Here is a 26,261-nt window from a genome sequence, read left to right as displayed (position 1 = left end):
ATCAATTTTTATAATTATCAACGGCAGCTCTTACGCTGCCATATTTTTTTAGCAGGGTGGCGGCTTCGGCTTCGGCAAGGCCGGTTTCGTCCATTACCATGTGGGTGCCGCGGTCAATCAGTTTATCATTACTTAACTGCATATCAACCATTTTATTCCCTTTTACCTTTCCCAGCTGAATCATTACACTGGTGCTCAGCATATTTAAAACCAATTTTTGGGCAGTGCCGGCCTTCATCCGGGTCGATCCGGTTAAAAACTCGGGCCCGGTAACTACTTCAACCGGGTATTGGGCAACGGCCGCAACCGGGCTTCCGCTATTACAAACTATACAGCCGGTAACCATATTATGGCTGTTGGCCGCTTTAAGGCCGCCAATTACATAGGGTGTAGTGCCCGATGCGGCTATACCCACCACTACGTCTTTTTCGGTTATGTTATACTCCAACAGGTTGTGCCAGGCAAGTTCGGTATTGTCTTCGGCAAATTCAACCGCTTTTCTAATTGCGCCGTCGCCACCGGCTATCAGCCCAACTACCATATCAAACGGAACACCAAATGTTGGCGGGCACTCTGATGCATCAACTACGCCAAGGCGGCCACTGGTACCGGCGCCAATGTAAAAAAGGCGGCCGCCTTGCTTCATCCTTTCGGCAGTTATAGTGGCAAGTGCCTCAATCTGGGGCAATGCTTTGGCAACAGCCAACGGTACCGTTTGGTCTTCCCGGTTTATGTTTTCCAGGATTTCTTTTACCGATTGCAGCTCCAGGTTTTTATAATGCGATTCCCTTTCGGTGGTACGTTCCATTAATTTTTAATAATTTATAACAAAATTCGTTAAAAAACATCAAATGCAAGGCTGCCGATAAAAATTATTGGCAACGCATTGATTAACTTTGTTTGCTGAATATGAAAAAGACTGCGGGTGTAATTTTCAGGACGTTGATCCTGTTGCTGGTGGGGATTACTATTGGATTGTACATTAGTAGGAACAATGGCGACCGTAACCTTGGCTTTTCATTTTCTGGCGACGATAAACTATCTAAAGTGCTAACCCTGGTTGGCGAAAGTTATGTGGATAGTGTAAATGTTGACAGTATTGAAGGCGCATCCATCAACGAGCTGCTGCAAAATCTCGATCCGCATTCGCTTTACCTGCCACCGCAGCAGGCACAAAACATCAACGAACGTTTAGAAGGCGGTTTTAACGGCATCGGTATTGAATACCAGTTGCTGCGCGATACGCTGATAATTACCCAGGTATACGCCGGAGGGCCAGCAGCCAAAGCGGGCTTGCCCGTGGGGAGCAAGGTTGTTAATGTTGATCATAAAAAATTTTCGGGCACCAAACTAACGGCCGATAAGGTTAATAATATTTTCAGAGGCGAAAAAGATGCCACCATTGTAATGGATGTGGCAAACGCCGATGGCAAAGGCACCAGGGCATTTGCCATGAAACGTGGCCGGGTTGATATAAGCAGTGTAAACGCGGCGTATATGGCCAATACCAATACCGGCTATATTAAAATAAGCAAATTTGCCGCTACTACAGATGTTGATTTCCGCACGGCGCTTAAAAAACTTAAGGTTGATGGCATGAATAAGCTGGTGCTTGATTTGCGGGGCAATGGTGGCGGTTACCTAAGCGCGGCAACATCAATGGCCGACGAGTTTTTGGGTAAAGGCAAGCTGATTGTATACACCCAGGGCGTTCACGAGCCCCGCACCGATTATTTTGCTACAGATTCGGGCGCATTTCAGCAAGGAAAGATTACTGTGCTGATAGATGAATATTCGGCATCGGCAAGCGAGATACTGGCCGGGGCCTTGCAAGATTTGGATAGGGCCACCATTGTTGGCCGCCGCTCGTTTGGTAAAGGACTGGTACAGCAACAATTTCCGTTTGGCGATGGCTCGGCCATTAACTTAACCGTGGCAAGGTACTATACACCATCGGGCAGGTCGATACAAAAATCCTACAAAGAGGGCGTAAGCAGCTACCGGAATGAGCTGGCCCAGCGCATGCAAAAAGGCGAACTGTTTTCTGAACAGAGTAACCGGAACGACACGGTTTTCAAAGGATCGTCATACCATACCTCAGGTGGGCGCAAAGTTTACAGTGGCGGCGGCATTATGCCCGATGTTTTTGTGCCTGCTGATACATCACAAAACACCCAGGTTGTGCAAAACCTTGGCGAACTGCAACTGTTTTCGGCCTATGTGATTGATAAAATGCAAGCCTTACTTGGCAACTACAACACCGGCGAAGATTTTATGAAACATTACATCGTTAGCGATGATGATTACCGCAATTTTATACTATACTCATCACATACCTTAAAAGAGATGGATTCGCGCGAGTTGTTGCAATCAAGAGATTACATCAAAAGCATCCTGAAAGCCAGCGCAGCCCGGTTTAAATGGGGCGATAACGCCTTCCAGGAAGTGATGAACACCAATGATGTGGCTTATAAAAAAGCATTGGAACAGTAGGGGTGGAGGTGCAGATTTCAGATTTCAAATGTGCAGATGGAAAAAAGAAAGAGGATAATGATTTGATTGGCAAATCGTTATCCCCTTTTTATTATGGTTTCCCATGTTTTATAAACCAATCATCTCCACATTTGAAATCTGCACATCTGATACCAGCTTTTCAATTCCGGCTTTTGTTTAAAGTAAGTATGCCGTTATTGTAAAATAATAGTTTGGCGTTATCATCCTGTACAATGGCAAAAGGATAGTCGTGGTTTGCGGGGGTAACCCGCCATGCTTTTATCAGCTGGCCGTGCGAATCGGGACTGATATCATAATAGCCAAATTCGGCAGCCAGGCATGAGTCGGCTATTTTTTGGTTAACCGAATAAGAATCTTTCAAAGCAGCCTGTACAAACAAATAACGTAGTTGGGGCAATGTTGTGCGTGGCGTTGTGCCCAATGTTACATTGCCATATATGTACCCGCTGGTAGTATAATAAATGCCGTTGTTAAAATGATAACCTACCTGGGCAAATAGTATAGGCAAATCATTGCGGTATTGCTGCGCAATTACGTGCTGAAGCACGTGCATGGGCCCATTGGTGGTAATGGTATCGTTTAAAATTGCCCTTGTTACAACAAGGTTATTGGTAGCAATATGGTTATCCGTTAACAACTTTAACGAGGCCGTCAGTTCGGGTTTATTCGTATCAGCATAATCGCGCTGGACACGACTGATGCAGCCGTTATCATTTTGCACCCCGGTCAGGGTCGATTTTTTACAGGATGAGCCAAGGGCCAATGCCACCAAAGCAACGCAGGATATTTTTTTAGCAAACATAACAGCTTAAGGTTTAGCTATATTACGCGTGCAAGACCTTAAACGATACAAAATTTTAGATTTTTGTGTGCCGAAAAGAAAATGTGCAGATGTGCAAATTTCAGATGTGCAGATGTTTTTGTTTAGATAGCTGACCGAGTAACATTGCTATTGCTCATCCGCACATCTTGAATCTGAAATCTGCACATCTGCAAGGTTTTATTTCTGCCTAAACCATACTTGAATCGGCGCTCCGCTGAACTCAAAATTTTCCCTTAGCTTGTTTTCAATAAAGCGATAGTAAGGCTCTTTAACATACTGCGGCAAATTACAGAAGAAAGCGAACATGGGCGATGAGCCTGCAATTTGGGTAATGTATTTAATTTTTACGTATTTGCCTTTGATGGATGGCGGCGGATAGTTTTCGATGATAGGCAGCATTACCTCATTCAGTTTGGAGGTAGCTATTTTACGGGCGCGGTTTTGGTAAACCTGGTTGGCCACGTCAATTACCTTTAACACACGTTGCTTTTCGGTAACAGATGTAAATACGATGGGTACATCCGTAAATGGTGCAATCTTCTCGCGGATCATCTCTTCAAAAACCTTAACGGTTTTGTTATTTTTCTCAATTAAATCCCACTTATTAACCACAACCATGATGCCTTTTTTATTTTTTTCGGCCAGGTGGAAGATATTGATATCCTGCGATTCGATACCTTCAACAGCATCAATCATTAAAATAATTACGTCGGCTTCTTCTAAAGCCTTTATAGTACGCATTACCGAGTAAAACTCGATGTTTTCTTTAACCTTGGTTTTTTTACGCATCCCGGCAGTATCAATCAGCATAAAATCATGCCCATACTGGTTGTAATGGATGTGGATAGAATCGCGGGTGGTACCGGCAATCGGGGTAACTATGTTGCGGTCTTTTCCTATTAATGAATTGATGATAGATGATTTACCAACATTCGGGCGGCCTACGATGGCGTATTTAGGGCGGGTGTTTTCTTCAAGTACTTCGTCGTCAAAATGCTTTACAACTTCGTCAAGCAGCTCACCTGTGCCAGAACCAGTCATGGATGAGATGCTGTAGATCTCGCCCAGGCCCAGGCTATAAAACTCGGTAGCATCAGATAATAGCGCGTTGTTATCCAGTTTGTTTACTACCACAAAAACCGGTTTTTTGCTTTTGCGCAGCATGGTGGCAATTTCATCGTCAAGGTCGGTAATGCCTGTGGTAACATCAACCATAAACAAAATAACCGATGCTTCTTCAATGGCAATTTCTACCTGCTCACGAATGGCAGCCTCAAAAATATCAGCAGAGTTGGCTACATAGCCGCCTGTATCAATTACGGTAAACTGGTGGTCGGTCCATTCAGATACACCGTAGTGCCTGTCGCGGGTTACGCCGCTAAAATCGTCAACAATGGCTTTGCGGGTTTCGGTTAAGCGATTATATAAAGTTGATTTGCCTACGTTAGGGCGGCCAACTATGGCTACTATGTTACTCATGCTTTTAAATTAGAGTCAAGAATCAAGAACCAAGAGTCAAGATTTATGCAAATCTATCTATCTTAAAATTCCTGTTCTATATATAAATGAAATTTTATTAAAGGGTCAAGACAAAATCTTGATTCTTGACTCTTGATTCTTTCGGTCTATGATTCGTATCCGAATTTTTTAAGGTAATTTTTTTTGCTGCGCCAGTCGGGAATCACTTTTACAAACATCTCCAGKAAAATTTTCTTCTGAAAAAACTCTTCCATATCGCGGCGGGCATAGGTGCCTACTATTTTTAGCATGCTGCCCCCCTGGCCTATAATGATATTTTTTTGCGAATCGCGCTCTACAATAATTTCAGCGCTGATGCGGTGCAGCTTTTCTCCTTCAACAAAAGCGGTTACAATTACTTCGGCGCTGTAAGGGATCTCTTTCTTGTATTGTTTAAGCAATTGTGCGCGGATCATCTCTGAAGCAAAGAAGCGGTCGTTCCTGTCCGTAAGCTGGTCCTTTTCATAATAGGCCGGGTGCTCGGGCAAATTGCCGATCACAAAATCCATAATGGCTTTAATATTATGACCCAGCAACGCCGATATAGCGAAAATGGCTTTAGGGTTTAACTTCTCCTGCCAAAACTCCACTTTCTTTTTTACGGTTTCCTCGTCGCTTTGGTCAATCTTGTTAATAAGCACAGCAATTGGCGCCAGCGAACCTTCCAGTTTTTTTAAAACGTCGGTTTCGTCAAACTCCTCGTAAATATCGGTAACCAGCAAAATCAGGTCGGCATCAACAATTGATCCGTCTACCTGGTGCATCATACTTTCGTGCAATGCGTAATGTGGCTTGATAACCCCGGGCGTATCCGAAAATACAATCTGGTAGTTATCATCGTTAACAATTCCCAAAATACGGTGCCTGGTGGTTTGCGCTTTTGGGGTGATAATTGACATTTTTTCGCCAACAAGGGCGTTCATAAGGGTTGATTTCCCGGCATTGGGCTTACCAATTATACTTACAAAACCTGCCTGGTGACTCATATAAAAATAATTAAAAATATATTTGGACTGCAAAGAAACGAATTATATCTTTGCAGTCCAATTAAAACGGAGTGCAAAATTGCATTTTGACAATTGGAAGCATCTTTCCGAGGTTATGACGGAATGCAATATATACCAATACAGTGCGGGATGGAGCAGTTGGTAGCTCGTCGGGCTCATAACCCGAAGGTCGTAGGTTCGAGTCCTGCTCCCGCTACATCGAAAATGAAAGCCTCAAGTTGAAAAATTTGAGGCTTTTTTCGTTTGTGGCGTGCTGTTGAAGTTGTCGAGGTGGTTTGGTTTCTATGGCAAAACAAATACTTTTTTTATTCCTCACAAAAGTTCTGCTTGATCCCTCATTTGCACGCACATTAACAGGATAGTTAGAGGCAACAAAAAACCCCTTAGATTATCTCTAAGAGGCTTTTAAATGGTGGGAGTTACTGGGTTCGAACCAGTGACCCTCTGCTTGTAAGGCAGATGCTCTGAACCAGCTGAGCTAAACTCCCTTTGGCTTAAAGGGACTGGTTTATAGGTAATTGCATAGACAATTAGACTAATCACCACTGACCCTCTCAATGTGTTATTGTAAAATTTGCAAGCATTTGCAAGCAATCGAACCATAAAACTCATTTTTATGGTTTTTCCACACTTAGTTTTAGACGACCGCAGAGCAAAATCAAACGGTACTTATCCTATTGTAATCCGAGTAACCCATAACCGCAGAACCGCTGCATTTCCAGTAGGCGTGTCTATTAGAAAAGAACATTGGGACGAGCATAACTCCACGCTGCTCAAATCACACCCTAATTTTAAAAGCCTTCATTCGGCCATTACCAACGCTTACCATAAAGTACAGAAATCTACAGAGGGATTATTAGACAATCAGCAGTTTACTTTAAAGGCCTTAAAAGAAAAAATAAGGGTACAGCCAGTAATTGAAGCTGAAGCTGCAAAGCCATTAACCTTCAATGAGTATTCTAACCGTCTGATAAACGACTTATACCAAAACAATAAGGTAGGGAACGCCATTGTGTACCAAACAGCAGTAAATCGCCTTATCTCATTTGCAAACTTCGCCGAGCTGACGTTTGAACAAATAAACTACCGCTTTCTTGAAAACTTTAAAAACAGGTTAATAAGTGATGGAGTGAAGCCAAATACAGTGAGCAACTACTTTCGTACCATCCGGGCAATCTTTAATAAGGCCATAAAAGAAAGATTAGTAAGCAAAGATGCCTATTACTTTACCGATATTTCATTTAAACCAGAGCGGACAGCTAAGCGTGCAATTACTAAGGATGAGATTACAAAACTAATCAGCTATCCCGCTGCGGAGGGCACACCGGAGCGTAGTGCAAAAAACTATTTTATTTTGAGTTTTTGCCTAATAGGCATATCCTTTACCGACCTTGCTTATTTAAAACCATCAAATATAAAAGCGGGTCGATTACAATATAAAAGGCGTAAAACGGGCAAATCTTATGATATTAAACTAACCAACGAAGCCGCCAATCTCTTAAAGCTCTATCAACATCCTAACAGTAAATACTTATTACCTATCCTGCCAAACACAATAAAAGAAGACGGTGTAGAAGCTAAGTGTTTAATATTGCAATGGATAAAAACCACTAATAAGTACTTAAAAAGAATATCTTCCAATCTTGAAATCTCTGAGATTACGACATACGTTGCCCGCCATACTTGGGCTACGTTGGCTAAACGTATGGGCTATTCCAATGAGTTGATTGCTGAGGCAATGGGGCATCAATACGGCAACAGGACTACTGCAATTTACTTGGATGATTTTGAGCAAGAAGTTATTGATAACTTGAATTGTGCGGTGCAGAGCTGCTTTATGGCTATTCAAGAGTAGAAACCAAGATTATTGCAAAAACCTTTAATAACATCGCTAAGGGGCTTGGTTACCTGTATAGATGCAGGAAATCAGGCTCTTTTACGTTTAGGCTATGTATGGAGTTAAAGGTTGAAGTTTACGATTAATGGGGCATGGTCACTATGTGTTTTCCACTTATCGTAAGCGCCAACTTCTACCGCTGAAAGCCGTTCCATGAAATAGCGGGATACAAAACAGTAGTCGATGTGATAAGGCTTGTTTTCATGACGATACAGGTGGAATGTTGGGTGAACTTCTTTGCCCTGAATCTGTGAAAAGTATTTATGGTACACACTATGAATTTGCTTTTTGGCTAAATTGGTAACAGTCATTGAATGGCTTGCGTGACGATGGTTCCTATCCCAAATTACGTTACTGTTGAAATCTCCCGCAATAATTACCTTAGCATCGGTCAATATATTGTCGTAATGGTACACAGCTTTCCAAACTTGTCCAATATGACGATAATCCCAATTATTAGTTTGCTGCGCCCATACCGCAAGTAAAGTGAAATTAATTTGTTTGCCCGTTACAGCTATAGGGCAAATAATTTCTATAGCTTCATTATGGACATCCATTAAACTTAAATGGTAATCACCAAATGAGAATACTGCAAGGCCTTTACTCTTATTTTTACCATACCACAAAGTGCTTGTTGCGTTTAGGTTCAGTTTAAGTAATTTGTCAGGATGTTCACACTCTGGTACAATTAGAATATCCGGCTTTTCAACTTTAATCAGGTGTGCTTTATTTCTAAAGGTCATCTGACAGTTCCATGTAATCAGCTTAAATATCATCCTGCGCTGCTGGCAATAACAGTAGAGCAGTAGGTTCGTCAGCGGATTCATAACCTTTAAGGGTTTGACCATTTGCCAGCTTCCATTCCGTTAACCCGTTTGCGTTTCTACCCATAACGATACATGCTGCCGTTGATGGACTTCCGAAAATATAATCTTCGCTAAGTTCTAAATCATTACCAGATACCTTTATCTTTCCTGTATCTATCAGATTTTGCCGTAGCTTTATCATCGAGGGCGTGTAGGATGCAACTGTTGATGTCGCAACTTTTGAACCTTTGAATACAACAAAGCCTTCCGATGTTGGCGCACCCTGCGCATTCGCTCCCCGTGGCGCAGAAATCAAAAAAACATCTTGTTGCTTAATCTTTGTTTTAAACTCTCGCCTTTCTTCAAAAATTTTGTGCCCTAATGCATTGACAAGGATTTTTATATTCTCTAAAAACTCCTCCATTTCAGCCTTATCAGACTCTGAGATTGATGATTTTGTGGGTATAGAACTATTCTGTAACTGATACCGATTCGTTATTACAGCTAAGTCATGAAGTCGATGCTCCAAGTATTTTATATGGGCTTTATTTAAATTTTCATCTTTACTAATGAAAACAATGACCTCGTTCCAAAAGTCTTTTTCGTTCAAGTGCTGGTTAATTCTTTTTAAGGTATTCTCTGCTTCACCAACATAAGCCTGCTCGGTACCATAATCATCTTTACCAAGAAGTAAATATACCCCTGTATTCGAAAGGTCAGCTCTGTCACTACAGTCTCTTACTTTAATTCTTGGTATTTTATATGCTTTCCCCGTCCAGTTGGATAACTCACATGACATTCTCCCATTTGGGTCGCCATCTATTAGGAACGTTTTTATCGTTTTGCCGAACTTCATAAAAGGCTTTACTATAAAATATTAGTGTTATCCATTACAAAGTCGAATAAAAGAAATCTCGGATACCATTTATCAGGCATATTTTCTTCCAACTCGGCGAACTCAGACAACGAATATCCTGCTTCTAAAAACTTATTTAAATAATAGTTTATAGGTCGATGATAATGGTGAGTGTCAAATCCCGGATAATTTTTGAATCGAGTTTTAAATTCTGTTTTAATCTCAGTTTCCTTTAAATATGAAAAGGCTGGTTGAGTATAATACTCCCAATAAATTGGCCAGTAAGCAGGATGAGTGATTGTTATTAAAATGTGACACTTGTTCTCTGCTATTTTTTTCAGGTTATTGATAGCCGTATCTATTTCTGGCATATCCATGAAAACCATATTCGCATATATGGTAGTAAATGGTTTGGATGCCTTTAAGTTACCGATAGCGCCAGTTAAATAATTTACGTTGCCTGCACCATTTGCTTGTTGTGCAATTTTTATTGATTCACCACTTATATCTATTCCCGTTACCGCCTTTGCATACTTTGCTATTTCTTTAGTTAACGTACCGACACCGCATCCAACATCTAAGACGTTTTCTAAATTGTATTTTAAAAGTCGCTTTATCAGATTCGGTTTTAAAATATTCTCATAAGACTGGTCTTGGGCATCGTTTAATTGTTTAAATCGCTCAACAGCAATGGCATCCCATTCTTTAGCTATTTCTTTCAACTTATTGTCTATTTTCATGGAGTTTCATTAAAATATTTACCATGTCCGCTGCTAAATGGTATTCAGGATGCGTACCTGACTCAAATTCTGATATATAATGTTTTCCTGTGCCGTATGTTTTCCCAATCGCTATCTTAGAGTCACCACGACCATATCGAATTATCGTAAAACGAGCGTTGGGTGTATAATTTAATTCATGGTAGGTAATTATTTTCGCTCCCCGAGCTTCTAACTCATTCATGAGTTCATTCCTCTGCGGTGCACAAATGATTAGTTCGTCATTCATCGCTTTATTGCACAATTTGTTCTTAATTGTTTGGTCGCCGCCCCAACTTAAATCCCTTGTAAAAATCACAATTCGGCCAATGTTAGAAATCCAGTCCAACATGAAAGAGTTAATTTCCTTCTCGTTTTTATAATTTTTTCGATGATTGACGATAAGGATAATGATTTGTACGACAGAAGCGACCCCAAAAACGGCAAGTAGTATATATTGCAGAGTCGTCGGTTTTGAATCTACTGATATATAAAAAATAAGGAAACTGATAATTGAGGCAAAAGAGGAAATGTTACTAACGGCTTTCATTTTTAAGATAAGGATATTTGGTTGTTTTATTTTTAGATGCTTTTTTAGGATAATGTGATTCGTGTATCTGTAATTTAGTTTCTGTCGCATTTTCCAAGTCAATGTCCAACTTATCACTTAGATAAATTAAAAATATATAGATATCGGCAAGTTCGCCTTGTACCGATAATCTCTCCGACTCAGTTAAGGCTTCATCATGTTTCCAGAGAAATAATTCCTGTAGCTCTCCAACTTCAATATTAAGTCCAAGTAATAAATCCTTCACATTGTGAAATTGCTTCCAATTTCTTTCATCCCTAAACTGTAAAATTTTCTTTACTATCTCTTTCATATACCCTGCTTTAACAAAGTTAATATATTAAACCAGTATAATATTACAGCTGAAAGCATCCAACAGTCAAATTTTTTGTGAGGTACTAATTATGTTTTACTGATTGTTGGCGGTTTGCATCTCTACTAGAAATTTAATCGCTGCCCCGGTGATATTAAGCATATAGCTGGCCAAGTTGTTATCAACTATAACCTTAACCACACCTTGGCCGTGTGCACCATTTTTGTTTCTAATAGTTGGGGCACCGCTTTCAAGCACCTGTTTAATCGCATTCAATTGTGTACCGTGGTAATCGGGAAAGAAGTTGTGTAATGTCAGATTATTAATAAGTTTACTGGCAGTATCTCTTTCATCAAATGGCCATTGGTTTTTGGTGCAGATGATTTTCATGGTGGTTTCAAAAGCTTTTAGACAATCATTAAGACAATCTTTATTTCTATTATGCCTAAAATGGGCATGGGCATTTAAGTACTCTTCATTTGCATTTTCAAAAGCTTTGTCAGTCAGCAAATGTAATACTGGTTTGATAACCTCTTCATGAAGTAGGTTATTATCAATCTTAATAATATTTTCTTGAATGAACTGGAAGCCAACGCCATTTTCCAGAAACCTTTTGTTTAAGTCTATTTCACATTCATTGCTAATAGAATTTAGATGAAAGTGTGCCCCCGCTCTCTTAATCATTCTAAAGACAATTTCAATTACGTCCAAGCACTTTTCAATATCCTCGTTATTAACTAAGTAATGCTCTACTTTGTAGCTTTCTCGATATCGCATGAGACCGCCTTCCAAGAGGGTTGTTTCACCATGAGCTTCTGCGATTTTATTTTCCATAATTTCCCATAGCTTATCCTTATCGTCATCATTTAGTTTATTAAAAAACCTTGACCATATATGTACAATTTGATTTTTAAGCTTTAGAGGTAATTCAGTATAATTAAAAACATCAGGTATGGGTTTGTTTCTTGTTGAATATAAGTCTTCTATTGCCATTGTATTTTCTTTTAATAAAATTACAATTTATTTGTGGTTATCTCCGATACAACCAGTTTCTGAAAAGATATGCTTAGGGGATTAAGATTTCGAAACTCAAAGTAACGTTCAATGGCGGACAGTCTGGCTGTTTCAGGATTATATTAAATTAGGTCTAAATGGCATGCCAAACAACTTTCACACTAGCTTTAAATTAACTTCATAACGTTTGTCATTCATTATAAACATTACCAAATCTTTACTTGAAAAAATTATCTCGTTATTTCCCAAGTCAAATTCTTTATGATGATTAGGGCAAAGGAGTATAATATTATCCGGTGTTTCCCTTCCTTTTTTGTGCTTTGCAATAATATGTGCAGCTTCAACATAATAACTTCCATCTCGCTTTAAAATCCTCGTGTTGCAAATTTGACATTTATATTCACGAAGAAACTTGATTTGTGCTATAGTTCTATTATCCCTTTTGTAGGCTATGTGGTTTATTATAACGATTTCCGGGTCTGTGACCTTTAGACTTTTCAGTTCATTCAATACTTCTTCTCTGGATTTCGTTGTTAATATGTGTTTATTTATTTCATTCTGTTCAATATCATCTATCGAGATGTTCGGAAATAATCTCGAATACTTCGTAAATATCTTTCGCATGCTATGTGCAATGGATTTTTGAGCATTTTCAAAATATTCTATATGTAATTCCAGAGCAATTAAAGCATTATTTAACGTCCGCAGACCAAAATCTTTATAAATATTATCCATGAAAAACTCCATTGATGCTGCGTTAAGAGTTCGTGTAAATAGCTTTCCTTCAATCAATGCCTTAAACCCATAGATATAATCTGTTGCTGAGTTTTTATTGAGACCTTTATCATTCATTAGTCTAACTCCTTCTACACTTCGAAGAACGCCTGCATTTACTTGCTTTGATACATTATATATATCTGGTATTAGGTTTAAGGGAATTTTCATTATTAATGTTGCTATTATGTTAAAGTTGCTAAAAGGACAAAAATAATAGCGTTCGTCCAACTAAACTTATGCACTGTTTAATTCACTTTCATTTGTATTAAGAAATAGTGTACTCTGATAGATTAAGTGTATGCCAATTTAGTGCCTTAACGAATCGCAGATGTGCACTTCGATTTAGTGCAGTAAACCCTTATCGATTAAATAGCAATTGAATGAGAGATAAGGCTGAACCTCCGAGAGCGGCAATTGATATTGCATCGATGGAGCTTTGTTAAACCCTCTCGTATGTCTTTGTCTGGCTTAGAAAAGCTTTCGTCAAATAGTTGATAATTATAGTTTATCGTCCCAAGTGACTATTCTATGTAAATAGTTTCCTATCACTGACTTAATTTTATTATAACCGTCACTTTTTTGATTGTAGCCGCTTTTCAAATACAAGTCTCGGTTTACTTCAATCATAATAGAGTGCACTTTTTTATCTTTCTGGTAATATTCCACTGGCACTATTGTCCCTGAGTAGGGACTGTTTACTTTCACCGAATAGCCGTGCCATTTAAAATAAACCGCAGAACGCTTATATAACCCACGTGGTGTATGGAAACTATCTGTACCAATACAAATATCAGGGCGAGGCGTTTCTTGGTTTAAATCTCTTCTAAACGGTTTGCTGGTGAAAGAATGGCAATCAACTATTAATGCCCGGCCATTGCTTGATAACTGTTCGGCGACTGCGGCACTTAGCTTTTGATGGTGGGGATGGTAGTACTTATCCAATATGTTGTTTTTTAATTCATCTGACACGTTGCGGAGTTTACTACCATCATCAGAGTGCGAGTAGGTCAGCCCCATACCAACGGTAGACATGACTTCTTTGTCATCGTCAGCGAATCGTTCAACATCACAAAATACCCTATTGAAATTGGCTACGACACGCACTGAATCAGAGGTAGAAAACAGGTCGTCGGTAAACCAATCTGTGAGCAATAATATCTCGTCATTTAAAACGGCATCACTCACAACGTAGCCAGTTTTATCGGGGATACCATCGGCAGAGTGAGGAATATGTAATATTAATTTCTTAGTCATACTTTAAGTATTTTGAAAAGTTTTCAAATCTGAAATAGTATCATTTGTCGCTTCAACCCCAATTTTTAGCGAATATTAAATTATCAGCCTAAATACAGGGCAATTATTCAGAAATTTATATCTAATTGAGAATAATGTAAGCCCTGGCGGGCAGCCTCTTGGAACAATAGGGAGAGTTTAAGCCCCATAAAGTGCATATAAATTGGGTTATGGTACACGTCATTTTAAGCTTATATCTCCTGTGTTATAGCGGCTCTGATAAGATGCGCTATCAAAAATAGTCTTTGAGGATATACCAGATGCAGTAAAACACAAAACCTACAAACGAAGCGCAAAGCAAGATAAACAACCACAATAACAACTTCAACCAGAGCAGGTAAATAAAGTTCCCAAATTGTCGGAAGGTAAGCATGAGTACTATTAATAATAGCGCACCTATACCCACCGTGGCTTTGATTCCTGTGCTGTAGTGGTTAGTTTTCAAACAAAAGTAAGTCACCACCCCGGCCAATGTAAATATCAATAGAAACAATCCAACCCCGGCAAACAAACCGTATGCTGCGCCACGGATGTCATTCTTGACCCCAGTTTTGAAATTGTTATATTGGTTATCACTCATTAATTTGAAGGTTGGTATTCTGAGAGTTGTAGAAACTTGTTGAAAAAATCAAACTTGCTTTTTACCTTGTCTAATAGCTCCATGTTATTACTGTGGTACTGCATTTGTGCCATAGACGCACTGTCCCACATCAATGGGCTGCCGCTCTCGTCCATCTTCTCTAATTTCAATTGAAGTATAGCCCTTTTGGCTACCTTAATATTTTCGATAAGCAAACCATAACTCAATATTTGCTTAGGGGGTGAACTGATTGATAAGATACGTGACTGCTCAGTCCAATTGGCTGAAACATCCTCCGACCAGTACGCCATGCCGAAAAGCAAATCAACGTAAGGTGGATATGGATTGCCACTCTCGTCCAGTTTAATCGTAGTGTCCGTGTGTACCCCCGGCAGATATTCAAGTTTTAAAAATCCTTTCTGCTTTTTGCTCCATAGAGATTTTTTATAAAAATGTATTTCAAGGCCGTCCTTCGTAAATACCTCTTCAAACAACGGATAGAGGAGGATTAGTGTACTTATGGTATCTACAGTTTGTTGATAAGGTTGATAAGTAATAATAGACGGCTTAATACCGTCGTAATCTGAGATTAAAGCCATGTGTAGTTTAAAGGAAGCGTTATCTAAAACTTAGGTTGTAAACGTCGCTCAGAGACGTAGCCTCGCTGAACGGTCTTTGTATGGGGTCAATAACCAGCTTAGTCTCCCAAGTTTGCGTTCTGTTATTGAAGCGCACCCAATGGGACTGGTTTTGAAATACCCCCTCACCGTTTGGCAGTGCGGTCACTAAAGGTGTGGTGTCCCTATGATGCTCCCACTCTGTGAATTCAGGTTTAGATTTGCTCGCTAAGGCTTTAAACGCCACTAAGAGCGCAGCAACTGAAATAATAATAAATGCCAACATTTAACTTATTGGATTTTTAGGTTAAATCTCTCTGGTTGATGCTATTGACTTGAACTTACTGCCGTATTGTGCCTTGACTATGCGCTCCGCCTCGCCGCTGTTTTTTGCCTGAATTACTACTTCCAACGCACCGCTCGGAACAAGGTAGAATCTTACTAAAAATGATTTCATGGATAAGAATAGTGGTTTATCTAAAATCTAAGGTAGGAAAAAAAATCCAAATACAACGAATCCGTTGTGCGATAAACTTGGAGGTAGTGCTACCATTATACTCCAATGGAGAAAGAAGAATTCCTTAAAAACCTTGGTGAGCGCATCCGTCAAATCCGGGAGACAAAAGGCATTACTCAGAAAGAGCTTGCTCATTCAATTGATAAAGACCAGCAATCTATTCAGAGGTTAGAGATGGGCAAAATAAACCCCTCTATATATTATTTATACGAAATAGCGAAAGGATTAGAGGTAAATGTCGAATTTCTTTTATTGACAATTAAGAAGGATTAAGATATTCATTGATATACGTAGCAAGTTCAGATAATTTACTAATACAGTAATCAACAAATTGCTCTGATTGGTAAACAGCCATAATACCTTCGATAGTTGAATCCCAAGTGTTGTAAGGCATTAAAGTTTTTTGATACCAAATATCTAAATTGGTTTTGCCATTTATTTTATCAGCAACGTATTGGTACAGCTCCATTCTATTTTCTGCTTCACTTTTGATAAAGAAATGTACTCTATCACCATCGTAATCCCCGATACCAAAAATTATATTTTTCCAGTCAGAATTAGATAAATGAATATTCATGGCCGTTTTCATATTCGCAGGCTCGTTAAGCTCAATAATCCATCCTCCACCGAAGCTTGGCAATGTCGATAACAACCGCATATTTAATTCTTTAAAAAAAACAGACACAAGCCGATTAAGAATGTCCTGCCATAATTGGTGGGTTTTAAAAGCAACCTCTAAATTTCCATTGTTTTTTACAGCCTGAGTAATTACAAGCTCATCAAAGTCCTCGTTCATAAATTGTATTTAATATAATTAATAAGGTCACGTAAGAACCATCTGTACTTATCAGACTGGCAAAGACTATGGCAGGTTTGCAGCCAGTTACTTAGTCCATGCGAAAACAGGATGTTTAGATACTGGCCTTGCTCCATTAATTTATTTAAGTCGGCAGCCGATATACTATGCTCTTGGGGAGTGGCGCTCGTTTTAGATAAGTAAATTATTAAAAAATTATCATGATAGCGTTGGTACATATAATCTCTATAATCAGATATCTGCTCGGTTTGGTCAGATGCCCATGGTTTATTTTCGATAACGATACCATACTTATTCAAATCAATTAAAATATCTATACGCTTTTGGGTATGCTTTATTAAGGAAGTACTTGCTTCACGGTAAATGAATGGGGTAATAATATTTAGCTTTTCCGTATTAGTTATCTCTATAAATTTAAGAAATTCCAGTAAGAAGATGTTTCCCTGACCATGATTGCCGCTCGGTTTTAATAGGTCAGCAATTATGTCAGATAAAGTATTTTCATCTGGCCGGATGTAATCAAATACATTGAAGTCTGTTGATAGATAGAGCTGGCTCTGGGAATTATATTTCTTTAATAATGTAAGCTGCTGGTTTACGTCACTGTAATAGGACTCCACTTGTTGAGTTAAGTTCATCTGTTTTTATTGTGTTTTGTCCCGTGATAAGATAAGACAAAACCTAATCTACTATTTATCACGGGTCAAAAAGTAAAATTAATTACAAAACAAATTGCCGTTGTAATAACTGGTTCTTACGAATCTGCTTTAATCTAAGCCTTTTAATCTCAGTCTTTCAGACTTAATCCAATCCTTATTTGCGTCAGTTGTCACTGGTCGGACTTCGCCATTTTCGTTTTCCATTAAAATAGTCAATACATACAATGGCGTAGTCGGAAGCTTCTGCTTGAAGAGATGGTTTGTTTTAGATTGGTTCCCAAAAGCAACAATATCTGGCAAGTCATTTTCTAATTCAACACAAAACCAATTGGCATCACTATCAAAATAATCATCAATAAAAGAGGCTGGAAGTTTGCCTGTCATAGTTTCACCGTTAACGTTGATGGACAATTTCTCGGATAGATTTCTGCGTTTCACGGTCTTATAATCGCTCTCAGATAGGGCAACCAAAAGCTTTAATTTTTCATCATCTGTACCAATGGTACAATACATTTTGCCCGACCAATTGTATGCTGTATCTGTGCCTATATCAACGTAAATCCAAAAGTTAACTATGATTTCTTCCATCAAACATTTTGATTTAAGCTATTGTAAACCTTCTTCAACATATAATTCTTTACCAGTCCCCCGAATTCTTTATCATCCATCATCTTGGAAAATATATCCTGATTTTGCTCCATCCGGGAGATGAGCTTATCCATAAAGATGTCATCAAAGCCAAATTTAAAGTTCTCTATGGTGTTACTTTTAGCTTGCTGGCTGAGCTTCGCATCAGCGACTAACTCAGCTTCAATCTGGTCAAAAAAGAGCTTGTCAGCGTCGTTAAATTCGGTGGAAAAGCGTTTGTTGAGTACCTCTATAATTTCCGATAGCGCAGCCCGCTCTTCTTTGTTCATGCGGATACCTGCCTCGTTCTGGCCATCTAAACCATACTCGCCCTGAGGCTCCATCAAAATATTGGTTTCGCTTATTTTTTGCAGTCGATAGTACTCTAATGAAACCTCGTCACCTAACTGGAAGCGGTCATTGGCGTTACGTGGTAACTTCCTCAGCAAGAATTTACCATAAGTGTATAGCTTCTCTAAATTCACATCTGAAAACGGCATGATTTGAGTAAGAAATGAATATAGCCGAACGAAAGACTGTAATGAATTTTTGAATCCCTCCTGTGTTGATTCGGTATTGATTACATCATCTTTTGTATTCTCTATAGGGAGCTGTTTATAGCGGTCTACAGCGGGGTCAATGTATGCGTTTAGCTTTCCCTGCTCGGATACAGATAATGCCTTAGCGGACTTAAAAAACACATTACAGAAGTTGTCAATCTCAGTATCCCATATTATCCGGGCTTTCCTAATTTCAGTTTCTAAATCGTACAAATGATTAGGGTCTGTTGTGGTTTCAACGGTGGTCAACTCATAGTACGGCTGGAACGAATTTAAAATATCTTCGGTCTCATTGGCAAAATCCAGTACAAAAGTATCGTCTTTGCCTGCGCACATCCTGTTTAGCCGGGAGAGCGTCTGCACTGCCTTAACGCCTGATAACTTCTTATCCACGTACATAGTATGCAACAAAGGCTGGTCAAATCCAGTTTGATATTTATCAGCAACCAAAAGTAGTTGGTACTCATCGGTATTGAATTTCTTTGGCAACTCTTTTTCTTTAAAGCCGTTAAGCTCTACCTCAGTAACACCTTCTGGATATAAGTCATAAATCACTTTACCAGAGAACGCCACAATAGTTTTTATATCCTTATACCCTTGCTTAATAATGTACTTATCAAACTCTTCTTTGTAGCGAACTGCGTGGAGGCGGGAACTGGTGACAACCATTGCCTTCGCTTTACCTCCAATTTTCTTAGATACCACCTGCCGGAAATGCTCAACCATTACCTCTGTCTTTTGAGCAAGGTTGTGTGGGTGTAACGACAGAAAACGTGCGATGGCTCTCGCTGCTTGCTTCTTGTTTACATCCGGGTCATCTTCAATTTCTTTAGATAGCTTAAAGAAGGTTTTGTAAGTGGTGTAGTTGCTCAGTACATCTAAAATAAAGCCTTCTTCAATTGCCTGACGCATTGAATACAGATGAAATGGCTTTGGCTTCCCGTTGACATCAGGAGTACCAAATACCTCTACAGTTTTTGCTTTTGGCGTAGCAGTAAAGGCAAAGAAACTTAAATTTGTCTGCTTGCCCCTTGCTTGCATGGACTTCCTGATTTCATCTTCTGCATCTTCATCTAAACCTGAAAAATTTTCATCCTGCTCTGCTTCCTCCAATGACTTAGCTGCCAAAACCTCCTTCATTTTCTTAGTTGCTTCGCCGCCCTGAGAGGAGTGCGCTTCATCAATTATTACGGCATATTTCTTATTAGCCAGTTCGCCCACCTTGTCTAAAATGAAAGGGAATTTTTGCAGTGTGGTGATAATGATGTTTGACCCTGCGGTAATAGCATCCGCCAATTGCTGCGAGTCTTTATCGATTTTCTGGACCACCCCCTGTTTATGTTCAAACTGGTAAATGGTATTTTGTAACTGGTTATCCAAAACGGTTCTGTCAGTAATAACAATAACCGAATCGAAAATACGATTGTTACCGGCATCGTGTAAACTCGATAAGCGGTAGGCCAACCAAGCTATCGAGTTAGATTTACCAGACCCGGCACTATGTTGAATCAAATAGTTATGTCCTGCGCCAACAGCACGGGCGTTTTTGCTGACCTCTCGCACCACATCCATTTGATGGTATCGGGGGAACACAATTGTTTCCTTTATTTTAGTGATTCCGTTGAACTCAAACTCCTCTGAACTCAGGTGGAGAAACTTGCCTATAATATCCATGAAGCTATCCTTAGCCCAAACATACTCCCATAAGTAAGCGGTACGATACCCATTAAAGTTGGCCGGGTTTCCTGCTCCGTTGTTACAGCCTAAATTAAATGGCAGGTACCGGGTGTGTTTGCCATCCAACTTAGTGGTCATGTAACATTCATCAGTATCAACAGCAAAGTGTACCAATGAACGCTTTTTAAACTGAAATATCGGCTCAGAAGGCTCACGGTCATAAACATACTGCTTCTTAGCATGATTAATATCCTGCCCGGTAAACTGATTTTTAAGCTCTATGGTGGCGATTGGCAATCCATTAAGAGATAATACCAAGTCAATGGAATTATTACTTTTGCGCTCATAAAAAAGCTGCCGTGTAACAGATAGATGATTGGTCTGATAAAGTATATCTGCGGTTGGGTTTAAAGATGATTCAGGCTTGAAATACCCCATCTTGAACTTTACACCATAATCAGTAAAGCCGTTGCGAACAACGTCAAGCGTACCTCGCAAATCCAATTCTTTTAAGAGACGCTGTATGACCTTCTTTTCAACTTCTGACTTATGAATAGATTCAATTTTAAGCCATTCTTTAGGCTGAGAGGCTTTTAAAAAATCTGAAACATAGTCAGGGAACAAACCTAAATTTGTGTCAAAATCTTCGGAACGACCTTTTATGTACCCTCCATCTGTAAGTAACGATTGCTCAATTGCCGCCTCAAAGGTTTGTTCTGTATGTATCCCGTTTGCCATATTACGCCGTTGCTAATGATTCTGATATCACCTCGTCCCGTACATCAATCTTCCCCGTTACTACTTCTGATATTAATGCAATTTTGTATTCTCTTAAATATTCAATTTCTTTATGGACAGTTTCTATAGTCGATTGAATCTTAAATATTTCTGCATTAACCACGTTAAGAATTTGCCGCTGTTCATCTGGCGCAGGGATAGCTATTTTCAGTTGGTTGTATTTGTCTGCGCCGATATTTTGAATAGTAGCCTGTTGGAAGATAGAATCTTTCCAATTTTCGTAATTTCCTGATTTTGTAAAAAGGTACAAAAAATCTGAAAGAATAACATCTTCGTTTGCTTCTGCTTTGATTAAATATCCCGCAAAGCAGGCTGTACCTTCGTAATCTTTAAATTGAAAAGTTTTACCGACAGTTGCGCCACTTCTTGCAAAAAGAATATCACCATCTTTTAACAAATATTCTTTTGCAATATCGTTTGGCAAAGACTTGAAGGTGTCATTCCTTAATTTCCCATCGTTCCCGAAGTCGGTAATTCTGATATATCTCGGGTTTTCTGGATTGTCTCCGTCTGCGGGCTCATTGGCTCCATACTTTAGGGGTTCTTTAACTAAGTATTTCAATTTTTTCACTTCCCAATGTGTTGGTATTTCGCCCAACCAATCGACACCGCTATCAACTACTGGTAAATCAGGATTTAATCCCTTTGTTACAGATTGATTTATTAAAGCTGTGCGTTCTTCACTTAAAAGGTGAATAAGCTTTTCTTTATCGATAATGAGTTTATCAATTTGGGAGGTTTTGTTATCGAGGTAATCCGCCAATGCGGTTTGTTCTGTAAGACTTGGACACACAAAAGAAATTTGATTGAGGGTTTCTCTCGACATGCTTGGTACTGCCGACCCATATTTATATAATTCAAAGTTTATTGTTGTGCATAAATAATAGAAGTATCTCGGATTAGTGTCTGGAAAAATATCAGTATAAAATGCGGTATCAACTGACCAAAACGGGGTGTGTACATATTGGGGTTTGTCAATAGTTCCTTTTCGACCCAATAGCACCGAAGGACCAGAATGTAAAAATTTATTGGCTTTTCCAAATATACCACCGCTGCCGTAGATAGGAAAAATACCGTCATCATCAACTACGTCTTTTTGGTCTTCTCCGCCGCATATTTTGGCAAGTCTTTTTAACTTCTTAACTTGCCAATGAGTTGGTATTTTCCCCAATTGCTCTATACCTGACTCTTTATAATTTTTGTACACGGTCATTAGGAAATTACCTCCTTTATTAATCCCATAGTCTCCTGCTCTAAGGCAAGTATATCTTTCCTTATATCATTCAGAGAACGTAAAGGTTTATATTTATAGAAATATTTGGTAAAGTTTATTTCATACCCAATCCGTGTTTTGCTTTCATCAACCCAAGCATCTGGAACATGAGGCAATACCTCTTTAGCTATGTAGTTAGCTATATTATCTTTTAGCGGTACACTTTCTGTATCCCGTAAGCTGCTATCGGCTTTGGGTTTACCGTTTTTGTCTGTTTTAATATTGCCCTTTGCGTCCCGCTCAGGCCGTTCTACCGTAACTTTTGCATAACCAAAATCCCGATTATCGAAAATCTTACTAATTTCAGACGAGGAAAACTCGCCGTACGCTCTGGTGATTTCGGCGATATGGTCAGCGCTTAATTCATTACGTTTATCACCAAGTGACTTACTCATTTTCTTATAGAAGTCTACCGCATTAATAAGCTGAACCTTGCCCCTTCTAATAACTGGCTTGTGGTTGGATAATATCCAGATATAAGTACTTATGCCAGTATTGTAAAATAATTGATTAGGCAACGCTATAATAGCCTCTAAGAGGTCATTTTCTATTATCCACTGCCTAATGCTGGATTCATTTTTAGTGCCGCTTGGGCTACCTGAGAATAACGGCGAACCATTGAATACTATCGCCAGTCGGGAACCCTCTGCCTTCATTTTAGATATAAGTGACATCAGGAATAGAAAAGAACCATCACCCGTTGATGGTAGCCCGGCACCGAACCTACCGCCAAATCCTTTTTCGTCATGCTCCGCTTTTACCTTCTTACCTATCTTCTCCCACTTCACACCAAACGGTGGGTTGGTAATCAGGTAATCAAATTTCTCGTTGGGCAAGTGGTCTTCTGAGATACTATTTCCCTTTTTAATATTTACTGGATTTTGACCCTTAATCAGCATATCCGATTTACAGATGGCATACGATTCCGGGTTAAGTTCCTGACCAAATACCTCTAATCGTGCGTCAGGATTTAATTCATGCAAGTACTCTTCCGCTACGCTTAACATACCGCCTGTCCCGGCGCAGCAATCATATATGGTCTTAACTATACCTTTTTGAGTAAGGATGTCCCGGTCATTTAAAAAGAGCAGATTTATCATTAATCTGATTACCTCACGAGGGGTAAAGTGCTCCCCTGCGGTCTCGTTGGAGATTTCCGCAAATTTGCGTATCAGCTCTTCAAACAAGTAACCCATTTCCATGCTGCTTACCTTATTGGGATGCAGGTCAATCTCTTGAAACCGCTTAACCACCATAAACAGTAGGTTATTGTTATCCATCCGGGTTATCTGATTCTCAAACTCAAACTGCTCTATAATCTCACGGGCATCAGCAGAGAAGCCGTTGATGTACTCTATCAGGTTGGCAGCAACGTTGTTGGGGTCAGCTATCAGTTTATCAAATGTAAATTGGCTGCGGTTGTGAAAATTGTACCCGGCAACCTTATTGAGAATTGGGTCAATGTTCTGGATGTTCATGGTTTTGGCCTGCTCGTGCTTTTTAAGTACATCTACCTTTGTAGTCTCTAAAACGCAATCTAACCGCCTCAGCACCGTGAGCGGCAGTATAACTTTACCGTAATCGCTCTGCTTATAATCGCCCCGCAGTAGGTCTGCAATTGACCAGATAAAGTTTGCGGTTTCTCTAAAATTCTTCATGTAGTTCGTTGAAAAGGCTAAGTTCTTTTAAAAGTACAGAATAATTGCAAAATAAGGGATTTATTTAACGTTAGGACTTGCATTTTGGACGAACTGGACTATGTTTGCTTAGTAGTAAAACCAGTGTAAATAGCAAAAATAGTGAGTATAAAAAATGATTACAATAACAGTAATCTTAAAATAAAACTTGCATTCTTTCAAACCTGCACTATGTTTGCACAAGTGGTTTACTTTTAAAATAAACCATAAACAATGAATTTTCGACTATGCGCAGAGTAATGAAAAATCAGGTTAAATTAAAAATTCGGTTGTAGATAGCCCATGATTCTACCTCACGAATAATGTAGTCGTGGGGCAAGAAAAGTGAAAATGAATTTTATACTACAAAACGAGGTTTATTTTAAAATCCTCAACGAAGTCCGCACACCAACCGGGCGTATCTCTGAACCGCTGTACCAAAAGTACTTCTATGTATTACATTACATCAATCGCTGTAAGCTTTTTGATGCTGACGATTATGATTTAGGTGTACCTATGTACTATCCTGTGCTTGAAGAGATTTTGATGTTAAAACCTTCAAAAGTTAGTCGGATATTAAGATGGTTTGTGACCAGAAAAGTTATAGTTAAAGTAAAGAATTACTCCAATGGCCGAAGTAGTTCACTTTACAAGCTTCACCCTGATATGGAGGATAAGCAGATTGATTTTAATCGCATTACTGACAGTGAGTCAAGACTGGTTAAGAAGATAAATCTATTTCATAAAAGACGAAACTTTAAGTGTGGAATCACCACAATTCAAGAAGGTATAATATATGACAAGTTAACGGTCAGCAGACAAGGCAAGAAATACTTAGCAGGCAAATACCCCGACCTTCCTATTATACGAGAAGTCAACTATTCCGCTATCAACCCTAAAGACTTTTATTTAGCATCATTATATGTTGGTGATAGATATTGCCGCAGAGCTGAAAGCACCAGACGCATTTACTCCACTATTACCAGTATGCCGAGTCATTTGAGAAAGTATCTTTTGTTAGAAGGCAGGCCGTTGGTACAAATTGATTTGAAAAACGCTCAAATATTACTGAGTGTACCACTCATCATTAAAGAGTATCAAAGGAAACATGGGGAGCTCTGCATTATTCCTGATGATATACTAATGTTTAAAGAATTGGCGGAAACAGGTTGCTTCTATGAACACGTCGCTTTTAATGCAGGCATTGAAGATTTAGGACACATAAAGCGTGAAGCTTTTAAAGAGCAATTCTTCAAACAAATATGGTACTCAAAAAAAAGGTCTTGGAATTCTAAGCTTAAAACAAGCTTCATAGATGACTTCCCTAATGTATGGGATGCAATAAACAGTCTTAAATGCGAGGACTACAGATTATTTGCAATCAACTTACAAAAGTTTGAGGCTCAAATTTTCATTGACGAGGTATTGGCAGAACTTTATAAACGCAAGATAACTGCGCTCTCTATACACGATTCAATTGTCATATCAAATGTTGATGACTTGTATCTTGCGGAAGAGCTCCTAAGAACAGCGCTTTTAAAACATGGATTAAATCCAACCTTTAAAATTGAAGGAGTTGAGGAGTATAAAATAGCATCTTAATATTGCCGCCTTCGATAAATCTATAACCATCGATTAAAGGGACTTCAAAAATTCCAAAAAAATTCCAAAAAAAATTTTGACACCATCCCGCTAACACTCCCCCCCGGCCCGGATAGAGGGGGGAGTAGGGGGATACGGTGGGGGGGCTCCCCCATGACTTAAAACATACATCATGAAAAAAACACTATTTAATACAACATTGAAAGAGTTACAGCAAAGTACGATGTCGTACATACTATATAAGGATGACACCTTAATTAAGGTCTTTACAGAGTACTTAAACCCTCTTAGAGGCGATGGGTATGTAAACGTGTTTATTACCGTGGATGAATTACATTATAATAGATGCTTCGAAAAGAAAGTGTCAGACCTACACCTTGTTAATTTTATCAACAAATTTGTCAATAATTTAAGTTACCGGCAGCAGTACATTAAAAATAAATAATCCACCTAAAAAGTTGATAATCCCTTTAATTTTTTGTATATTGTAGGTAATTAAACAAATCATTAACCGGTTTGGTTGCTTGCAAAATTTGCAAGCGATTTGCAAACACATTGATAGGGAAGGAAAGTTAAAGGCAATAAAAAAGGCCTAAATCTTGCGAAAAAGGCCTTTTAAATGGTGGGAGTTACTGGGTTCGAACCAGTGACCCTCTGCTTGTAAGGCAGATGCTCTGAACCAGCTGAGCTAAACTCCCTTTTTTGCTTTGGTTG

At 39.1% G+C, this 26,261-nt stretch carries 24 protein-coding genes and 3 tRNA genes; 5 read left to right on the top strand and 22 right to left on the bottom strand.

Features of this window, described 5'->3' with window-relative positions:
* Nucleotide 1: 1 nt before the first annotated feature.
* Nucleotides 2–808, bottom strand: coding sequence for an N-acetylmuramic acid 6-phosphate etherase (gene murQ / locus AC1DU2_RS14485; RefSeq protein ID WP_477385069.1), 807 nt, complete (start codon nucleotides 806–808; stop codon nucleotides 2–4).
* 101 nt (nucleotides 809–909) lie between these two features.
* On the opposite strand from murQ, the gene AC1DU2_RS14480 reads away from it, so the two are divergent.
* A complete protein-coding gene (locus AC1DU2_RS14480) occupies nucleotides 910–2,493 on the top strand; it encodes a S41 family peptidase (protein ID WP_477385068.1) in 1,584 nt (527 codons plus the stop codon).
* A gap of 160 nt (nucleotides 2,494–2,653) precedes the next feature.
* Here the strand turns inward: AC1DU2_RS14480 and AC1DU2_RS14475 are convergent, their stop codons facing one another.
* The 3 genes from AC1DU2_RS14475 to era form a co-directional block, all read right to left on the bottom strand.
* On the bottom strand, nucleotides 2,654–3,316 hold the full coding sequence (locus AC1DU2_RS14475) for a hypothetical protein (RefSeq protein ID WP_477385067.1): 663 nt from the start codon (nucleotides 3,314–3,316) through the stop codon (nucleotides 2,654–2,656).
* Nucleotides 3,317–3,514: 198 nt separating this feature from the next.
* A complete protein-coding gene (der, locus tag AC1DU2_RS14470; RefSeq protein WP_477354696.1) occupies nucleotides 3,515–4,816 on the bottom strand; it encodes a ribosome biogenesis GTPase Der in 1,302 nt (433 codons plus the stop codon).
* Nucleotides 4,817–4,962: 146 nt separating this feature from the next.
* Nucleotides 4,963–5,841 (bottom strand): GTPase Era, encoded by an 879-nt coding sequence (gene era / locus AC1DU2_RS14465; RefSeq protein WP_477385066.1) that lies wholly within the window; start codon nucleotides 5,839–5,841, stop codon nucleotides 4,963–4,965.
* A 144-nt stretch (nucleotides 5,842–5,985) separates the two neighbouring features.
* Here era and AC1DU2_RS14460 point away from each other — a divergent pair.
* Nucleotides 5,986–6,058 (top strand) — tRNA-Met (locus tag AC1DU2_RS14460).
* Between the two features lie 214 nt (nucleotides 6,059–6,272).
* On the opposite strand, the gene AC1DU2_RS14455 is transcribed toward AC1DU2_RS14460, so the two are convergent.
* Nucleotides 6,273–6,350 (bottom strand) — tRNA-Val (locus AC1DU2_RS14455).
* An 86-nt stretch (nucleotides 6,351–6,436) separates the two neighbouring features.
* Between AC1DU2_RS14455 and AC1DU2_RS14450 the strand changes: the two genes are divergently transcribed.
* Nucleotides 6,437–7,717, top strand: coding sequence for a phage integrase SAM-like domain-containing protein (locus AC1DU2_RS14450; protein ID WP_477385065.1), 1,281 nt, complete (start codon nucleotides 6,437–6,439; stop codon nucleotides 7,715–7,717).
* A 104-nt stretch (nucleotides 7,718–7,821) separates the two neighbouring features.
* On the opposite strand, the gene AC1DU2_RS14445 is transcribed toward AC1DU2_RS14450, so the two are convergent.
* From AC1DU2_RS14445 to AC1DU2_RS14400, 10 genes are all read right to left on the bottom strand, one after another.
* The gene (locus AC1DU2_RS14445) at nucleotides 7,822–8,535 is read right to left on the bottom strand and encodes an endonuclease/exonuclease/phosphatase family protein (protein ID WP_477385064.1); all 714 of its coding nucleotides are present in this window, start codon (nucleotides 8,533–8,535) and stop codon (nucleotides 7,822–7,824) included.
* Nucleotides 8,525–9,421: a GIY-YIG nuclease family protein gene (locus AC1DU2_RS14440; protein WP_477385063.1), complete on the bottom strand. Its 897-nt coding sequence runs from the start codon at nucleotides 9,419–9,421 to the stop codon at nucleotides 8,525–8,527. The genes AC1DU2_RS14445 and AC1DU2_RS14440 overlap by 11 nt, the downstream gene beginning before the upstream one ends.
* Before the next feature lie 11 nt (nucleotides 9,422–9,432).
* Nucleotides 9,433–10,161: a class I SAM-dependent methyltransferase gene (locus tag AC1DU2_RS14435; protein ID WP_477385062.1), complete on the bottom strand. Its 729-nt coding sequence runs from the start codon at nucleotides 10,159–10,161 to the stop codon at nucleotides 9,433–9,435.
* Nucleotides 10,145–10,729, bottom strand: a complete 585-nt coding sequence (locus tag AC1DU2_RS14430) for a hypothetical protein (RefSeq protein WP_477385061.1) — start codon at nucleotides 10,727–10,729, stop codon at nucleotides 10,145–10,147. Before AC1DU2_RS14430 ends, AC1DU2_RS14435 begins: the two co-directional genes overlap by 17 nt.
* On the bottom strand, nucleotides 10,716–11,060 hold the full coding sequence (locus AC1DU2_RS14425) for a nucleotide pyrophosphohydrolase (protein ID WP_477385060.1): 345 nt from the start codon (nucleotides 11,058–11,060) through the stop codon (nucleotides 10,716–10,718). The genes AC1DU2_RS14430 and AC1DU2_RS14425 overlap by 14 nt, the downstream gene beginning before the upstream one ends.
* Before the next feature lie 96 nt (nucleotides 11,061–11,156).
* On the bottom strand, nucleotides 11,157–12,053 hold the full coding sequence (locus AC1DU2_RS14420) for an STM4504/CBY_0614 family protein (protein WP_477385059.1): 897 nt from the start codon (nucleotides 12,051–12,053) through the stop codon (nucleotides 11,157–11,159).
* A gap of 177 nt (nucleotides 12,054–12,230) precedes the next feature.
* On the bottom strand, nucleotides 12,231–13,019 hold the full coding sequence (locus tag AC1DU2_RS14415; protein ID WP_477385058.1) for an HNH endonuclease: 789 nt from the start codon (nucleotides 13,017–13,019) through the stop codon (nucleotides 12,231–12,233).
* Between the two features lie 330 nt (nucleotides 13,020–13,349).
* Nucleotides 13,350–14,105, bottom strand: a complete 756-nt coding sequence (locus AC1DU2_RS14410) for an N-formylglutamate amidohydrolase (RefSeq protein ID WP_477385057.1) — start codon at nucleotides 14,103–14,105, stop codon at nucleotides 13,350–13,352.
* A 271-nt stretch (nucleotides 14,106–14,376) separates the two neighbouring features.
* Entirely contained in the window at nucleotides 14,377–14,724 is a 348-nt protein-coding gene (locus tag AC1DU2_RS14405) for a hypothetical protein (RefSeq protein ID WP_477385056.1), read from the bottom strand.
* The gene (locus AC1DU2_RS14400; protein WP_477385055.1) at nucleotides 14,724–15,323 is read right to left on the bottom strand and encodes a hypothetical protein; all 600 of its coding nucleotides are present in this window, start codon (nucleotides 15,321–15,323) and stop codon (nucleotides 14,724–14,726) included. Before AC1DU2_RS14400 ends, AC1DU2_RS14405 begins: the two co-directional genes overlap by 1 nt.
* A 580-nt stretch (nucleotides 15,324–15,903) precedes the next feature.
* On the opposite strand from AC1DU2_RS14400, the gene AC1DU2_RS14395 reads away from it, so the two are divergent.
* Nucleotides 15,904–16,131, top strand: a complete 228-nt coding sequence (locus tag AC1DU2_RS14395; RefSeq protein WP_477385054.1) for a helix-turn-helix domain-containing protein — start codon at nucleotides 15,904–15,906, stop codon at nucleotides 16,129–16,131.
* Here the strand turns inward: AC1DU2_RS14395 and AC1DU2_RS14390 are convergent.
* The 6 genes from AC1DU2_RS14390 to AC1DU2_RS14365 form a co-directional block, all read right to left on the bottom strand.
* Nucleotides 16,118–16,654: a hypothetical protein gene (locus tag AC1DU2_RS14390; protein ID WP_477385053.1), complete on the bottom strand. Its 537-nt coding sequence runs from the start codon at nucleotides 16,652–16,654 to the stop codon at nucleotides 16,118–16,120. The two genes, AC1DU2_RS14395 and AC1DU2_RS14390, sit on opposite strands and share 14 nt — an antisense overlap.
* Complete coding sequence (locus tag AC1DU2_RS14385; RefSeq protein WP_477385052.1) at nucleotides 16,651–17,313, bottom strand: PDDEXK-like family protein; 663 nt, start codon at nucleotides 17,311–17,313, stop codon at nucleotides 16,651–16,653. The genes AC1DU2_RS14390 and AC1DU2_RS14385 overlap by 4 nt, the downstream gene beginning before the upstream one ends.
* 129 nt (nucleotides 17,314–17,442) lie before the next feature.
* Nucleotides 17,443–17,922, bottom strand: coding sequence for a hypothetical protein (locus AC1DU2_RS14380; RefSeq protein WP_477385051.1), 480 nt, complete (start codon nucleotides 17,920–17,922; stop codon nucleotides 17,443–17,445).
* Nucleotides 17,922–20,936: a type I restriction endonuclease subunit R gene (locus AC1DU2_RS14375; RefSeq protein ID WP_477385050.1), complete on the bottom strand. Its 3,015-nt coding sequence runs from the start codon at nucleotides 20,934–20,936 to the stop codon at nucleotides 17,922–17,924. Before AC1DU2_RS14375 ends, AC1DU2_RS14380 begins: the two co-directional genes overlap by 1 nt.
* A 1-nt stretch (nucleotide 20,937) precedes the next feature.
* Nucleotides 20,938–22,209, bottom strand: coding sequence for a restriction endonuclease subunit S (locus AC1DU2_RS14370; RefSeq protein WP_477385049.1), 1,272 nt, complete (start codon nucleotides 22,207–22,209; stop codon nucleotides 20,938–20,940).
* On the bottom strand, nucleotides 22,209–23,927 hold the full coding sequence (locus AC1DU2_RS14365; protein WP_477385048.1) for a type I restriction-modification system subunit M: 1,719 nt from the start codon (nucleotides 23,925–23,927) through the stop codon (nucleotides 22,209–22,211). Before AC1DU2_RS14365 ends, AC1DU2_RS14370 begins: the two co-directional genes overlap by 1 nt.
* 369 nt (nucleotides 23,928–24,296) lie before the next feature.
* Between AC1DU2_RS14365 and AC1DU2_RS14360 the strand changes: the two genes are divergently transcribed.
* A complete protein-coding gene (locus AC1DU2_RS14360; protein WP_477385047.1) occupies nucleotides 24,297–25,547 on the top strand; it encodes a hypothetical protein in 1,251 nt (416 codons plus the stop codon).
* Nucleotides 25,548–26,167: 620 nt separating this feature from the next.
* Here AC1DU2_RS14360 and AC1DU2_RS14355 read toward each other — a convergent pair.
* Nucleotides 26,168–26,245, bottom strand: a tRNA-Val gene (locus AC1DU2_RS14355).
* Nucleotides 26,246–26,261: the final 16 nt, after the last annotated feature.

It is taken from the genome of Mucilaginibacter sp. P4_C11, from assembly GCF_056402115.1.
This window is presented reverse-complemented; position numbering and strand designations above follow the sequence as displayed.

What these genes read in the sequence shown, in the direction of transcription:
- murQ (WP_477385069.1), bottom strand. Translation starts at nt 808, where the DNA reads ATGGAACGTACCACCGAAAGGGAATCGCATTATAAAAACCTGGAGCTG.
- AC1DU2_RS14480 (WP_477385068.1), top strand. Translation starts at nt 910, where the DNA reads ATGAAAAAGACTGCGGGTGTAATTTTCAGGACGTTGATCCTGTTGCTG.
- AC1DU2_RS14475 (WP_477385067.1), bottom strand. Translation starts at nt 3,316, where the DNA reads ATGTTTGCTAAAAAAATATCCTGCGTTGCTTTGGTGGCATTGGCCCTT.
- der (WP_477354696.1), bottom strand. Translation starts at nt 4,816, where the DNA reads ATGAGTAACATAGTAGCCATAGTTGGCCGCCCTAACGTAGGCAAATCA.
- AC1DU2_RS14445 (WP_477385064.1), bottom strand. Translation starts at nt 8,535, where the DNA reads ATGATATTTAAGCTGATTACATGGAACTGTCAGATGACCTTTAGAAAT.
- AC1DU2_RS14440 (WP_477385063.1), bottom strand. Translation starts at nt 9,421, where the DNA reads ATGAAGTTCGGCAAAACGATAAAAACGTTCCTAATAGATGGCGACCCA.
- AC1DU2_RS14435 (WP_477385062.1), bottom strand. Translation starts at nt 10,161, where the DNA reads ATGAAAATAGACAATAAGTTGAAAGAAATAGCTAAAGAATGGGATGCC.
- AC1DU2_RS14430 (WP_477385061.1), bottom strand. Translation starts at nt 10,729, where the DNA reads ATGAAAGCCGTTAGTAACATTTCCTCTTTTGCCTCAATTATCAGTTTC.
- AC1DU2_RS14425 (WP_477385060.1), bottom strand. Translation starts at nt 11,060, where the DNA reads ATGAAAGAGATAGTAAAGAAAATTTTACAGTTTAGGGATGAAAGAAAT.
- AC1DU2_RS14420 (WP_477385059.1), bottom strand. Translation starts at nt 12,053, where the DNA reads ATGGCAATAGAAGACTTATATTCAACAAGAAACAAACCCATACCTGAT.
- AC1DU2_RS14415 (WP_477385058.1), bottom strand. Translation starts at nt 13,019, where the DNA reads ATGAAAATTCCCTTAAACCTAATACCAGATATATATAATGTATCAAAG.
- AC1DU2_RS14410 (WP_477385057.1), bottom strand. Translation starts at nt 14,105, where the DNA reads ATGACTAAGAAATTAATATTACATATTCCTCACTCTGCCGATGGTATC.
- AC1DU2_RS14405 (WP_477385056.1), bottom strand. Translation starts at nt 14,724, where the DNA reads ATGAGTGATAACCAATATAACAATTTCAAAACTGGGGTCAAGAATGAC.
- AC1DU2_RS14400 (WP_477385055.1), bottom strand. Translation starts at nt 15,323, where the DNA reads ATGGCTTTAATCTCAGATTACGACGGTATTAAGCCGTCTATTATTACT.
- AC1DU2_RS14395 (WP_477385054.1), top strand. Translation starts at nt 15,904, where the DNA reads ATGGAGAAAGAAGAATTCCTTAAAAACCTTGGTGAGCGCATCCGTCAA.
- AC1DU2_RS14390 (WP_477385053.1), bottom strand. Translation starts at nt 16,654, where the DNA reads ATGAACGAGGACTTTGATGAGCTTGTAATTACTCAGGCTGTAAAAAAC.
- AC1DU2_RS14385 (WP_477385052.1), bottom strand. Translation starts at nt 17,313, where the DNA reads ATGAACTTAACTCAACAAGTGGAGTCCTATTACAGTGACGTAAACCAG.
- AC1DU2_RS14380 (WP_477385051.1), bottom strand. Translation starts at nt 17,922, where the DNA reads ATGGAAGAAATCATAGTTAACTTTTGGATTTACGTTGATATAGGCACA.
- AC1DU2_RS14375 (WP_477385050.1), bottom strand. Translation starts at nt 20,936, where the DNA reads ATGGCAAACGGGATACATACAGAACAAACCTTTGAGGCGGCAATTGAG.
- AC1DU2_RS14370 (WP_477385049.1), bottom strand. Translation starts at nt 22,209, where the DNA reads ATGACCGTGTACAAAAATTATAAAGAGTCAGGTATAGAGCAATTGGGG.
- AC1DU2_RS14365 (WP_477385048.1), bottom strand. Translation starts at nt 23,927, where the DNA reads ATGAAGAATTTTAGAGAAACCGCAAACTTTATCTGGTCAATTGCAGAC.
- AC1DU2_RS14360 (WP_477385047.1), top strand. Translation starts at nt 24,297, where the DNA reads ATGAATTTTATACTACAAAACGAGGTTTATTTTAAAATCCTCAACGAA.